This window comes from Colwellia sp. 6_MG-2023, from assembly GCF_030547765.1.
In the GTDB taxonomy this organism is placed as follows: Bacteria; Pseudomonadota; Gammaproteobacteria; order Enterobacterales; family Alteromonadaceae; genus Colwellia.
Genome location: NZ_JAUOPP010000007.1, coordinates 57,532 through 71,852 on the forward strand (window position 1 = coordinate 57,532; position 14,321 = coordinate 71,852).

At 37.2% G+C, this 14,321-nt stretch carries 8 protein-coding genes; all 8 read right to left on the bottom strand.

All coding sequences use genetic code 11. From position 1 onward, the window contains the following. Positions 1–147: 147 nt before the first annotated feature. A complete protein-coding gene (locus Q4503_RS06385) occupies positions 148–2,691 on the bottom strand; it encodes an exo 1,3/1,4-beta-D-glucan glucohydrolase (RefSeq protein ID WP_303601733.1) in 2,544 nt (847 codons plus the stop codon). Further along, positions 2,678–3,967: a sugar MFS transporter gene (locus tag Q4503_RS06390; protein ID WP_303601734.1), complete on the bottom strand. Its 1,290-nt coding sequence runs from the start codon at positions 3,965–3,967 to the stop codon at positions 2,678–2,680. The genes Q4503_RS06385 and Q4503_RS06390 overlap by 14 nt, the downstream gene beginning before the upstream one ends. Before the next feature lie 116 nt (positions 3,968–4,083). Beyond that, positions 4,084–7,050: a TonB-dependent receptor gene (locus Q4503_RS06395; protein WP_303601735.1), complete on the bottom strand. Its 2,967-nt coding sequence runs from the start codon at positions 7,048–7,050 to the stop codon at positions 4,084–4,086. Positions 7,051–7,122: 72 nt separating this feature from the next. Then, positions 7,123–9,771, bottom strand: coding sequence for a glycoside hydrolase family 16 protein (locus Q4503_RS06400; protein ID WP_303601736.1), 2,649 nt, complete (start codon positions 9,769–9,771; stop codon positions 7,123–7,125). Between the two features lie 294 nt (positions 9,772–10,065). After that, positions 10,066–10,920: a LytTR family DNA-binding domain-containing protein gene (locus Q4503_RS06405; RefSeq protein WP_215974213.1), complete on the bottom strand. Its 855-nt coding sequence runs from the start codon at positions 10,918–10,920 to the stop codon at positions 10,066–10,068. Between the two features lie 7 nt (positions 10,921–10,927). Beyond that, complete coding sequence (locus Q4503_RS06410) at positions 10,928–12,034, bottom strand: sensor histidine kinase (protein ID WP_303601737.1); 1,107 nt, start codon at positions 12,032–12,034, stop codon at positions 10,928–10,930. A gap of 176 nt (positions 12,035–12,210) precedes the next feature. Then, positions 12,211–12,525: a Crp/Fnr family transcriptional regulator gene (locus tag Q4503_RS06415; RefSeq protein ID WP_303601738.1), complete on the bottom strand. Its 315-nt coding sequence runs from the start codon at positions 12,523–12,525 to the stop codon at positions 12,211–12,213. A 140-nt stretch (positions 12,526–12,665) separates the two neighbouring features. Further along, positions 12,666–14,069 (bottom strand): MFS transporter, encoded by a 1,404-nt coding sequence (locus tag Q4503_RS06420; RefSeq protein ID WP_303601739.1) that lies wholly within the window; start codon positions 14,067–14,069, stop codon positions 12,666–12,668. Positions 14,070–14,321 lie beyond the last annotated feature (252 nt).

The following is a 14,321-nucleotide window of genomic DNA, read 5'->3' on the forward strand; positions in this document are numbered from 1 at the left end:
CAATATAGCGATAAAATTACGAGGATATATTGACCGTCATTTTGAGAAAATAGCACTATAATTTTCAAAAAAAACCTCATCATGAACTTAGTTCAATATGAGGTTTTTTAAGTCAACAAAGTAAGTTACATAACCCTAGTCACAAGGCTAGTTACATTGAATATTAGCAGATTCTCCTGCCTTAGCTTCAAAGTAAACATCACTCATTGATAATGTTAATTTACTTTTTGACATTAATTCAAAAGGTTTAACAAGTTTATCAAACTTTAAACCTTGGTTAGCAAAACAACTGACATCTATTGATAATTTTGCCCATTCACCATTAGGTAAATTAGCTAATGCTTGTGAAACATCAACTCTCGCTATACATGATTCAGAGTTCAATTCACTACCGTCACAAGCCATTGAAATACTCACAGGTGCAGTCACATCACTATTTCTTTTAACCGTTAATACCAGTGCAGACATTTCTTTTGATACAATAGAAAGATCGGCACTGATTGCATTAATTGCAGAAAATCTAATACCTGCTGTAGTACTGCCGTCAAGTTGGATCTGAAAAGCATCTTCTTGTACATTTTTATCAATGGTGCGATAAGCAATGCCAGGTAATGATGAACTGTTAGATTGTATATTCAGTGTTTGCTCTTCTGAAATTAATAGCATTTCCCATGGTTTCATTACTTTACCAGCAAAGATTTGAGTGTCTTGTTGATTATTGTGAGAGAAAGTAAAACCTTCAGATAAGTTATTTGCTAACGTGCTTTTTTCACCATATTTCAAACCAAAACCATAAGGTAATAAAGGCTTATTATCTTTATCAAAACGATTCACTGTTTGTACTGGTGAATTCGGCCAAGAAAAAGAAAGTTTCCCCATAAAATCGTGTTGTACTTGGTTATTAACATCTGTCAATAACACATCAGCAACAGCTTTCCCTTCAGAACCCGGCAACCAAGCAGCAACAAAGGCATCACTGGCATTAAACTCAGCATTCATCCACATAGGTCTGCCGCTAATAAATACTGAAACAACAGGTATTCCTTGTGCTTTCAAGCGTTTTAACAAAGCTAAATCAGATTTGTGACTTGCTTGATAAGCTAGGTTCTCTCTGTCTCCCTGCCCTTCAGCGTAAGGCTCTTCACCAAACACCACCACGGCAACATCAGGTTCTTTAGTAAATTTACCTTCAACATTAAGTTCTATATGACCACCAGCAGCGTTTACTTGTGCACGTAAACCATCATAAATTGAACTACCACCAGGAAAATCGCTATTTTCATTATTAGTACCTTGCCAAGTTATCGTCCAACCACCTGACTGCTTACCGATATTGTTAGCTGCATCGCCTGCCACTAAAATATTCATTTTAGGTGATAAAGGTAAAATTCCAGCTTCATTTTTTAATAGCACTAATGATTCTCGTACTGCTTGGCGAGCTATTTCTCGATGCTTTTCGCTACCAATAAGTTCAGTTTTTCCTGAAAATTGACGATTAGCGGGACTTGGTTTGTCAAAAAGCCCTGCTCTGAGTTTTACACGTAATATACGACTGACTGCATCATCAATACGTGACTCAGCTATTTCGCCACGACGTACTTGCACAAGAGTGTTTTCATAAAGAGGTTTCCATGCATCCGTAGGCACCATAAAAATATCTAAGCCTGCGTTAATAGACTGTGGACAACTTTCATTTGTACAGCCTTTAACTTGTCCATGACCATTCCAATCACCAACAACAAAGCCGTCAAAGCCCATCTTTTCTTTTAACACTTCAGTTAACAGGTAATGGCTACCGTGAATTTTTTCACCATTCCAACTGTTAAATGATGCCATAACCGACTGAGCGCCAGCCGCTAAACCACTAACATAACCTTGAGCATGTAATTTATACAGGTCTTGCTCTGATGCTTGATTATCCCCTTGATCATCCCCATCTTGAGTGCCCCCATCACCAACAAAGTGTTTAACTGTACTAATAACACGATCATCACCTAAAAAATCATCATCAGCACTTCCTTGTAATCCTTTAACAACAGCACTAGCATAAAGCTTTACTATTTCAGGATCTTCTGAGTAACCTTCATAGGCTCTCCCCCAACGATCATCTCTTACCGTAGCAACCGTTGGCGCAAAAACCCAATCAATACCAGTAACCATTACCTCTGTAGCCGTTGCTTGAGCGATTTTAGTCATCAGCTCAACATTATTCGCTGCCCCCAAACCAATGTTATGGGGAAATAATGTTGCACCAATCACATTGTTATGACCATGAACAGCATCAGTGCCCCACATTGTAGGAATTGCACTACCATCTAGTGAATCATCAATAGACGCTTGATACATAGTTTCAGCAAGCTCAATCCAATCTTGGGGGGTTGAATGTTTATTGTTCTTAGGAAAAGCCCCTCCGCCATTTAAATACGAGCCAAAACCGTACTTACGCATATCTTCTGGAGTAATATCACGTATTTCAGGTTGGATCATTTGTGCAACTTTTTGTTCTAACGTCATCGTACTCAATAATTCACTGACTTTAGCTTCAATAACTGGATCTTTTGTCACTTCAGATTTTATTGGTGCCCAAGTCTTCGACTCTTCTGTATTGATAATGTCAAATGATTCAACTGAACAACCTGCAGCTAATAAAACAAATGAACTCGATAGTAATGTGCTTTTAGATAGCTTCATGTTTGCCACCCTCTTGAAATTGAATTGTAGTAACATCGGGCTTAGAGCCAATTAATGCGTAATAAACGATATATGCATAACAAAAAATAGGTAGAATAAACGAAAGCTGAATACCAAGTGCGTCAGCTAAAGCGCCTTGTACTAAAGGTAATATAGCACCACCTACAATAGCTAAACATAAAACACCAGCGCCATGGCTAGCAGCATTACCTAGTTGATTAATTGCTAAAGTAAAGATAGTAGGAAACATAATGGAATTGAAAAAACCTACAGCAAGGATCGCCAGCATAGCAATTGAACCATCGGTCACCATAGCAACAAATACTAAAATGGCAGCACAAACAGCATTGATAAATAAAACTTTATTAGCTGATACAAGTTGCATCACGCCTGCTCCAATAAAACGCCCAACCATAGCTCCGCCCCAATAATAAGAAATATATTTAGCGGCTTCAGCTTCAGTAATACCTGCAATAGTAGGCTCTGCTAAAAAGTTAATTAAAAAACTACCAATAGCAACTTCAGCACCAACATAAACAAAAATACCTACAGCACCTAAACGTAAATGTTTAAATTGCCATGCCTTGCTTGGCGATATTTGTGCTTGTGCATTTTGACCTAAATTAGGTAGCTTCAATAACGCAAATATACCCGCAAGCACCATCAAGGTTAATGCAATAGCAATATAAGGAATTTGTACTGAGCTTGCATCTACCGCTTCGCTCGACTCAACACCACTAAAAATAAGCCAAGCACCAAAAAATGGGGCAACGGTTGTGCCAAATGAATTAAAAGCTTGTGTTAAAGTAAGTCGTGAAGATGCCGTTTTACTTGGACCTAAAGCGCTTACATAAGGGTTTGCCGAGACTTGTAAAATAGTAATACCCGTTGCTAGAACAAATAATGCTAATAAAAAAACCGCGTACACACCGATTTCAGCCGCAGGATAAAACAATAGACAGCCAAGACTAGCAATGGATAATCCCGTCACTATACCTTTTTTATAACCTAAGCGACTCACTAAAGCGCCCGCAGGAAGAGAAACAATAAAATAGGCGCCAAAAAAACAAAATTGAATCAGCATAGCTTGGGTATAACTAAGATCAAACATACCTTTTAAGTAAGGGATTAAAATGTCGTTAAGGCAAGTAATGAACCCCCACATGAAAAATAATGAAGTAAGCGATACTAAAGCGAACATATTATTTTGTGGAGGATTACTTGATGAGTTTTCTGAACTATTCTGTGTATCGATAATAACTGCAGAACTAGCCATAAATATATTCCTATATAAATTAAGTTAAATCACATAACCGAACAGATATTAGTGTTAGGATATGCTTAAAATAAAAGCCTCGTTATAACATTCAACAAGGCTTTATTTGGGCTTAGTTAAAAGCTATATCGAGCACCTAAGCTATAACGAGGTCCGTATTGTCTAGCAAATAAAAACTGCTCTTCATAACGGCCAAAGCCCTGCTCTGTTTCATTATTAATATTTACACCTTCAACAAACACAGTGAGCTCCTCGGTAACATCATAATTGACACTCATATCCCACTGTCCAAAAGCTTTAGCAAATTGTGGCGGATTATCAGATGAGCCTTGATCTTGTCCTACACCAATCAGATATTCATCACGCCATGCATAGGTCACTTTTACCGACAGACCATCTTTTTCATAAAAAGCCTGAAAGTTAGCAGAATCACTTAACCCTGTTAGCGGTGTTTGTTGGTCTAAACTTTCAACGTCAAACTCTACATCGCCATCAACAAATGTCGCATTAACACCTACACCAAAGCCTGACTCACCAAATAAATGTTGTACTGCCAGCTCAAAACCATCAACAGTTTTTTCATCAGAACTATTGAATGGTCTGCTTATATCCCAAACAATCAATGGATCATCACTATTTGGCTCTAAATAACCTTGAGCATTTAAACTAGAACCATTGGCCTGGATTTGTGCAAAAATAGCATCACTTGTTGCTTGCTCACCATTAGCAATTAAATCAGCTTCAGCTTGCTGCCAGCGAGGACCTTGGTAGATATCGTGAAAACCATCAATACTGGTTGATACAATTTGATTTCCAATAAAGTTTTTAACGTCTTTTTTGAAATAACCAATCGACGCATAACTTCCTTCGTCGCTGTAGTAATATTCAAGACTAAGATCTAGGTTAGTAGATTCATATGGTAAAAGGTTAGTGTTACCTTCATTACCATTACGAGAACCTATTTTAGGACTACCAGATAAAACACGTCCCCCCGCTAAATTACCTAATGGTGCTCTAGCGATTGTCTTACCCCACGAAACGCGCCCAACAAGTTCATCAGTTAGATCAACTCGGAAGTCAAACATAGGTAAAAATACATCATGCTCACCCGTTAAAGATAAAATATTACTATCACCACTCAAATATTGAGTATGCCATTCACTGCCACCTTGCCACCAAACACTTGTTGGGACGTCTTGTTGAACATTACTCGTAACATCTGTCTCTTCATAACGTACACCAACACTCAATTCCATATCAAAACCGATTAACTCAAACATCCAGTTTGTTTGAAGGTAGATACTTTTCGTTTCTTCTTCGACTGAGGATTGCGAAAAAGTACCAGCAAAATCATGATATGGAGTTGCTGCAAAATAATCACCATTACCTAAAGCTTCTTCTGTTAAAAAGGCTTCTGAGCGTGTAACCACTTCATCAAAATCAAACGTATAATAATGATCCGGAGTTAAACTGCTTCCCCCACCATTAATTTGATCTAAGAAGTTATTAGTACTCTGTTTTGTAAACATACCGTCTGGAAATATTTCAGTCCAAGAAGGGTTAAATCCAAAAGCACCGATTAATCCACTCCATGCACTAGAGCCGCCAATAGTTTGCTTAGTGCTAGCTACACCAAACTTTATGTCGACTAACGGGATATTATAAGTGTTTTCCCACATGCCACGTAGCTGTATTTGCTCAACATTCGCCTCACCAGGAGAGTGAATAAATTGACTAAAATGTGAATCTATTTCTCCTGGCTCTAAAGTTGTTGTGCCGTTATTCCAAAAAATCTGCCCTGATGGAACATCACCAGTACGATAATCATAAGTTTTAGTGGTTAATTGATCAGAGCCTAAAGTAAGCGACGCTGAACTGTTAAGTCCCGGATCTTTACCATTATCGGTTTTACTGGTTGAATCGTGATAATCTAATGCTAAATGTAATGTATCCGTTGCTTGCCAAGCTAAGTTAATACCAAATGAATCTTCTTTAACTTCAGTTGTATTGCGAGAAGCAGTATATGAGCCATCATTGCCACTAATATCGGCATAAATTGCTGTTCCATTTTCATCCAATTCATAGGCATTTATATTGCCCCCATAGTCATTCCACATTCCCCACCCAATAGAGTTAACCCCGGTGGTTGCAATAGTTGCTGTGTAATCCAAGGTTACAATAAGATCTTCAGTCGGTGCATATTGAAAGGTAATATTTCCATTTGTTCTTTCACGGGCAATATTTGCAATGTTGTAACCTAAATCACGAGGGAAAAAGTAATCACCAACACGCTCACCTTCCTCATTAATAGGGCGAGGATCAATCACATTTTCATCAGCAAGGTTAGTAGGTAACGCTACATTGGCTTGCCAGCCTTGAATACTCGCAGATTGCTGTTGAAAATCTCTTCGTTGATGGCTTGCAGAAACTGAAAAACCTAAGGTATCGTCATTGAAAGTATTGCTATAAATAGCACTCAACTCAGGCGTAATATCATCACCTTCTACATTAGACGTATCGTGATTAGCTTTTGCTGAAACAGAAATTTTTTGTCCCGGGCTGTCAAAAGGCTTTAATGTAGAAATATTAACAGTCGCGCCTAATCCACCTGTTGGGTTTTCTGCACGTGCAGTTTTAAACACTTCAAGAGAACTAACACCTTCAGATGACAAGTTTTCTAAACTATATGAACGGCTATTACCTGTACCAGGCATTTGACGTCCGTTAAGTGTTAATAAGTTAAACTCAGGGCCAAAACCACGTACTGTAATTTGACTTCCTTCACCATTTGAGCGACTTACTGAAACACCCGTTATACGTTGCAAAGACTCAGCTAAATTAGTATCAGGGAACTTCCCCATCTCTTCTGATGAAATAGCATCCATCACACCTGAAAAGCCACGTTTCATTGAAGATGCACGCATAATACTTCCGCGAATACCTGTCACTTCAATCACTTCTATTTCAGCTTTTTGCTCAGCTAATGGTGCTTCTTCAGCTAATACATTATGACTTACACCTGAAGCTAAAATTAATGAGATACATGTAGCTATATGTTTTTGTTTAAATTTAATATTTTTCATGTTGAACCTACTTTTAAAAATTTTTTATAATTGAGCAATTGAAAAGCTCGATTTTTAATCACAGCTTTTAGGCTAAGGATTACTGATAAGTACGTTATCGATTCGGTACTCAGCACCCTCGCCTGTAGCCCATGCAGGGAAAAACATAACAACGTCTATTTGACTAATATCTAAGCCAGTATCAAATAAACTTTGTAGAGAAAAAGTATAGGTTTGCCATTCACCCGTTACAGGTGCAACGCCTTCTTGACTCGCCGTGATAGGTAATTCAACAGCAGTCTCTGTATCACCTGACTCTATTTTGAAAATCCAAGTAGACTCTGGATCAGTTGGTGCAGTAATCACTTTCATATCAAATTTAACAACACCACTTGCTAATAGATGAGATGCATCTAAATAAACATCATCATCAGCTAACAACCCCATCACAGTAGGTGTAGCACCAATAACGAACTGAGCAGTCATGCCATGTTCGGTACCATCATTTTCAAGTGTTGGAGTTGAACCACCACAACAATCCCAAACACTCCACATGTCTTTAGCTTGTTCATCAAATAATACAAAACCACCAGAGTTAGTTTCTGCTGTAGGATCATAGATTTTTACGTTATCAATACGATAAACTGCACCTTCACCTGCCCCCCATGCTGGGAAAATCATCAGAACATCAATAGCACTTACATCTAAACCAGCAGTTGCTAAGTCAGATAAATTAAAGGTATAAGTTTGCCATTGCCCTTCAACAGGAGCAGCAGCTTCAACACTTGTCGCTACAGAAACTTCAACAGCAGATGCAGCATTATCGGCTTCTACTTTAAAAATCCAGTCAGTACTCGAATCGCTTGGCATAGTCACCACTTTCATTTCGAACTGAATAACACCATTAGTAAGGATACCTGTTGCATCAAATGGCGAAGGTTGAGTTGTATTAGGGTCTCTTGAAATAAAGCCCATTACTGTTGGTTCTGAACCAATAGAAAACTCTGAAACATTAGTATGAGCATCATCGTCTAACTCAACCGTTGGCGTTGAACCTCCACAACAATCCCACATCGGCCAGCTTGGGTTTTCGCTTTCTTGAAAAATCACAACCTCAGGTGAAGTTGAGTCAGCAGCAATACTTAAGTTAGTAATTTGATATACAGCACCTTCACCGGCTCCCCATGCAGGAAATACCATAACAACATCAAGAGCACTAAGATCTAAACCTTTATCTGCGAATGATTTTAATGAAAAAGTATAGGTTTGCCATTCCCCAGTTACAGGCTCAATAGCTTCAGCACTTTCAGTTAAAAGAAAGTCTGCAGCCGTTGAACCTTCAGAGCTTTCCATTTTCACATACCAAGGAGCGCTTATATCATTCGGCGCTGAAACAACTTTCATGTCAAAACTTAACGTACCTGTTTCAGCAAGTGGCGATGCATCAAATGGACTTGCAGTGCCAACTTCATTATCAATAAACTCAGCACGTGAAATAAAGCCATTTACTGTTGCTGTTGCACCAACAGAAAACTCCATCACTTCGCCTTTATCTGCATCAGTGTTTAAAGAAGGTGTAGTGCCACCACAACAATCCCATGCAGGCCAGTTAGGATTAACTGCGCCTGAAAAAATAATTAAGTTTTCTGCAATACCTGTAGATGGTGGCGAAGGAATTGGCGCTTTCCCTTCAACTAGAGCATCCTCTAAATTGTCATAACCACCGCGAACAGTTTCACAGCCTTTACCTGTATCTGGATTTTGTTGACACTCGTACACGCGCACATAATCAATTTCAAATGACTGACCATTTGCAAAAGCTTCAGTATCTATGCCTAAGTTATTTACATTTTCAGGCCAATCGCCACCTACAGCGAAGTTTAAAATAAGAAAGAAATCTTGATCGAATGGGGCGTTCTCCCAGAAAGTGGTTAGTTCACCAGTAACACTGTCAAAATTTTCAGTGAACCAACCTCTGTGTGATAAGCCAACAGCCTCATCTCTACTGTTAGTTCTAACTTCAGATTTACGTTGTGTAGCATATAAATAATCATCCACATACCAACGGATCTCACCTTCTTGCCATTCAACAGCATAAGTATGAAAATCATCAGCAGGATTTATGTTATCGGGAAGTGTGTAAGAAGTTCCTGAACTAGAATTGTCAGGCCATGCTTTACCATAATGCAATGTACCGTGAATGTTAGCTTCTACATTGCCATCAGCATCTACAGTATTAAGATTTACGGCTTCTAAAATATCTATTTCGCCAGATTTAGGCCAGCCGCCATAAACTTCATCAGTTGGTAGCATCCAAAAAGCAGGCCAGCTGCCTTGTCCGCTAGGTAACTTAGCGCTTATTTCAAAACGGCCATATTTAAAATCTGCTTTATAACGTGTGATAAGTCTTGCAGAAGTATAAGGAAGATCTGCATCATCAGCAGCAGGAAGTGCAACAATGCTTAATTTCCCATCGCTAACAAAGGAATTATCTGCACTATCTGTATAACATTGTTTTTCGTTATTTCCACCACCATCACAATTAACTTCATGAGTCCATTTTTTAGTGTCTATGGTTGTATTGTCAAATTCATCTTCCCAAACTAATTTCCAATCACTTACTGGTTGAGAAGGGTCTACAGCATTATTTTTTGTTTCAGTTTCTACTCCGCTTCCACATCCTAATAACGTCAATGTTGAAGCTAAAGCAAGTAACTGCGTAGCTTTATATGTCTTGTTCATAAATGTCCCCAATGTTTCATTATGGTTCGTTTTAACTTTGATATTTCGTGTGGTTGTATTATTTTTGTTGATTGTTTTATAAGACTTTTTATCACGAAAATACTGAAGTAAACGATTTAGATAGCTACTCTGATATAATTTTAATATGAGTAGTATCTTAGAAACATATTGATTCAAAAAAAATCAACTAACAATTGAAATGCGACATCATGGTTAAACCATGCGGCAATAATCGATTTACTGAAAGCAAAGAGATAACACGAGACAAAAATAAGCTGAAAGGTTTAATTGCCTTTAATATTGTTTAGACTCAACAATTTGTTGTATAGCTGAGCTGTAATTACGACTTACTTTTAATTGAACGTCGTTACCTAAATCAAGAATGCCTTCGCTATTACGCATAGGCTTAATACTCTTAATATAGCTAACATTAACTAAAGTAGATTTGTGAATACGAGTGAATATCTTAGGATCTAACTGGCTTTCAAGCTTTTTCATAGTAATGCGTACAATATGTGTTTCATTATTTTCATGAATACACATGTAATCACCAGCAGCATCTATCCATTGTATGTCTTTAACAGGTAAAAACACTTTTTCATGATCGTTATTTTTAATCACTAATTCTTGTATGTAGAGAGAAGGTAATGGATTATCCGACTCCAACCAATCTTCTAGTTCAGACACTGAAAGGCCTGATGTTTCACCTAGTGCTTTAAGTAATTTGAATTTTTCTTTAGTCGAATCTTTCTCAATATTATTTTCCGACTGACTAATGCTAACGCGTTGCATAATACGCTCAACTGTCTTTTGTAAACGCCCTAAATTAGCAGGTTTTAATACATAATCAATTGCGTTAAGTTCAAAAGCATCAATAGCGTATTCACCATAAGCGCTGACAAAAACAATCATGGGTAAAGTATCAGATTGTAATGCTTGTACAACCTCAATACCATTAAGACCAGGCAAACGTAAATCTAAAAACAATACATCAGGTGTTAAGGTATTGCACAAATGAATAGCTTGATCACCATCACTTGCTTCGGCAATGACTTTTAGTTGAGAGATTTTTTCTAATCGAAGACGAAGCCCTTCTATCGCAAGAGGTTCATCATCAACAATAATTGCCGTTAAAGGTTTTTCACTCATCTCTCAATTACTTCTTAAAAGGAATAGAAATTAACACGGTTGCTCCGCCATTTTCGCTGTTAGCAAGATTTACATCGAAGTCACCATTAAACATAGCATCTAATCGTGCTTTTGTATTCGTCATACCAATACCAAAACCTTCATTCAATTTTTTATTTAAACCTTGCCCGTCATCAATAACGTGTAACATTAATCTGTCATCAATAATTTGCGCTTGAATAATGATAGACCCGCCTTCTTTGCGCAACTCTATTGCATATTTAATCGCATTTTCCACCAAAGGTTGCAACAACATACTAGGTACTCGACAACCCAGAGCATTATTATCAATGGCAAGCTCGACATGTAAACGATCACCAAACCTGACTTTTTCGATAGATAGATATAAATCTAACAACTCCAACTCTTTTTGGAGGGTAGTTTTACTTTTGTCGTTTTTATCTAATGAATATCTAAAAAAATCACATAATTTGTCAAGCATTTCATTAGCTTTATCATTTTCGTTTTTATAAATAAGCGTAGAAATAGCATTCATGGTATTAAACATAAAATGAGGATTCAGTTGGTAACGCAACATTTCTAATTGTGCTTCTTTTGCCGATGTTTGTGCTCTAAGTAACATTTCATGTTCTTTTTGTAACTTGTTGTTATACAACATAATAAAAAATATTGCTGTCCATACAAACATAGTAGCTAATGAAAATAATAACCAACCACCAAATTCGAGTGTACTCCAAGACTCATTCCATTGTTGTTGATGCACAATAGCTTTGAATGTACTGAGTTTAATAATATTGTAAATTAATCCAAGTACTGCCGCCGCAGAAAAACTGAACAACAACATTTGATTCAATGGGAAGTGAGTAATACGGCGAATAAAACACCACTGCAAGTAAGACAGAAAGAAACCACTCATTGTTTCTACTAATAAATTAAGGATCTGTCCTGAAAAATTGAAATTTGGCTCAGAAATCTGAGGGCGAACGATTGCTAAAAAAACAAAAAGAGCATAGCCAAGCCAGCCAACAATTTGTAATGTCCAAAATTGATGACTTTGCTTGGAAAAAGCTTGAGATTCTGTTTCAAGAGAGGGATCTATTTCTGATTCATCCATGGGATTTAGTATATTAGTTCAAATTAGCGTTTCAATACTGCCCTACACTAGGTCATAATTGGCCTAACCACAATATAATAAATACCCAACAAAAAAGAATTTTTTCGATAAGGCGTGTGTTTTTTGAGATAACTCATTACTAACAAGCGATATTCAATTGAATTGCTATCGATAATTTAAGGAAGCTGTTGAATGTTTTCTGTTAAATAAGCAATTCTACTCGCCATTCCTTCGATAATAGCATCTTTACATTTATCTTTAATTTTTAGAGGTAAATCACGTAAAGCATCTTGATCTATACAAAGTATAATTGAGTCATCCACCGCTTTTGCTGATGCGCTTTTACGACTTTTATTGATAAAGCTACTTTCACCAATAAATTCTCCGACAGAAATATAACCCACTATATTATCGGTATTGTTTTTTGTAATAGCTATTTTACCCGATAATACAATATAAAAATTACTATTATGATCATCTTCAGTTTGCACAAACTTATCTTTATAACATTTGTAGCAAGCTGACGAGTTTAATAACAACTCGCGCTCTTGAAGCGTTAATCGTTTAAAAAAATTAATACGCGCAACAATTTCTAGTAGCTTTAAACGCGATATGTTTTTCAATGGTAACATTAGCTAAGATCTTGCTGTAATAGTGCTTTAACCGCAAGTAAATCAACGAGCTTTTCATCCACCTTTAAATAAGCCACCGCATTACTACTTTCTTTATCACCCATTTTGGTCTCATTTTGTACAAGTGTTGCTTCAATAATACCCGGCATACTAATCAATATTTCAGAAATTTCTTCTACTTTTTCGGCTGTTTTAATATTAGTGATAAAACTAAAGTTTTTAGATTTTTTAAGCTTTTGCATACCAAAACTAACGGCTAACCAAATCAAGCTAAGTAGCGCCATAACTAAAAATATACTTTGTTCGCCATAACGAGACGCAACCAAACCACCAATAATACCGCCGGCAAAAGCCCCTAAGAATTGACTACTAGAATAAATACCCATAGCACTACCTTTCACACCAGCAGGGGCAAGTCGAGATAAAATAGAAGGCATCGTTGCTTCTAAATAATTAAATGCGGTAAAGAAAAGCACAACTGAAAAAACTAAACTCCAAAGCCCTGTAGGTAACAACCATAGTAAAAATAGCGCAACACTTAACAAAGCAATAGCACCACTAAACATAGGTTTTTCTTGCTCTTTTTTCATGGCAATAATCATAAACGGTACCATCAAAAAGAAAGAACCTAACAAGGTTGGTAAGTATAATTGCCAATGATTTTCTAAGGCTAAGCCACTAGCAACAAACTGCTTAGGTAAAGTAACAAAACAAGCGGTTAACGACATATGTAAGATAAATACCCCGCAATTTAAGCGTGACAACTGCGGATTTTTAATTAACGTAGAGATTTGTTCAGGTAAGGCAACATTATCACCTCGAGGGGCTTTACTCACAGAATAAGGCACCATAAATTGGATCATCAACATGGCTAAAATAGTTAAAAAACCAGTAAACCAAAACAAGCCACTTAAGCCAAAAGCATCAGCCACAATAGGCCCTAAAATCATTGCAAGAGTGAAAGACAATCCGATAAACATACCAATTGTCGCCATTACTTTAGGCCGCTGTTCTTCACGACTTAAATCTGCAGCTAAGGCAAGAATAGCACTTGCTATTGCACCCATACCTTGAATTGCTCGACCAATAACGACGCCATAAATAGTAGTAGACAATGCAGCAATAACACTGCCAATAAGAAACACCACCAAACCTGCCAATATCACAGGTTTTCGGCCATATTTATCTGATAGCATACCCATTGGTATTTGAAATAATGCTTGCGTTAAACCATAAGCGCCAATAGCAAGACCTAACCATAATGGACTATAACCTGCTAACTGTTCACCATAAATAGCAAACACCGGCAAAATCATAAATAGCCCTAACATACGCACACCAAAAACACTGGCAAGTGAGAATGCAGCTCTTTTCTCAATACGGTTTAAACCTGAAACGCTCATGAAAATGTTTACCTAATAGGAAATAAAGGAAGAAATAAAAAACTGTGCTAGTTTAGCACGCTATTATCAGCAAAAAAACACTCGCTGAGACTACGCCTAATAAGAGTAAAAATAAAGTTTATATTAGTCAATATCGCTCTATACATCATTATGCTGAACTTAAAGCCACCATCTGAACTGGATTCATAATTTAAACCATGACACTGATCCCTCAATAAGATTCCGTATTAAGTAAACTACGGAATGACAACT

Excerpts from the sequence above, each read along its gene's own strand:
- Q4503_RS06420 (WP_303601739.1), bottom strand. The coding sequence starts at position 14,069 with ATGAGCGTTTCAGGTTTAAACCGTATTGAGAAAAGAGCTGCATTCTCA.
- Q4503_RS06410 (WP_303601737.1), bottom strand. The coding sequence starts at position 12,034 with ATGGATGAATCAGAAATAGATCCCTCTCTTGAAACAGAATCTCAAGCT.
- Q4503_RS06400 (WP_303601736.1), bottom strand. The coding sequence starts at position 9,771 with ATGAACAAGACATATAAAGCTACGCAGTTACTTGCTTTAGCTTCAACA.
- Q4503_RS06405 (WP_215974213.1), bottom strand. The coding sequence starts at position 10,920 with ATGAGTGAAAAACCTTTAACGGCAATTATTGTTGATGATGAACCTCTT.
- Q4503_RS06395 (WP_303601735.1), bottom strand. The coding sequence starts at position 7,050 with ATGAAAAATATTAAATTTAAACAAAAACATATAGCTACATGTATCTCA.
- Q4503_RS06385 (WP_303601733.1), bottom strand. The coding sequence starts at position 2,691 with ATGAAGCTATCTAAAAGCACATTACTATCGAGTTCATTTGTTTTATTA.
- Q4503_RS06390 (WP_303601734.1), bottom strand. The coding sequence starts at position 3,967 with ATGGCTAGTTCTGCAGTTATTATCGATACACAGAATAGTTCAGAAAAC.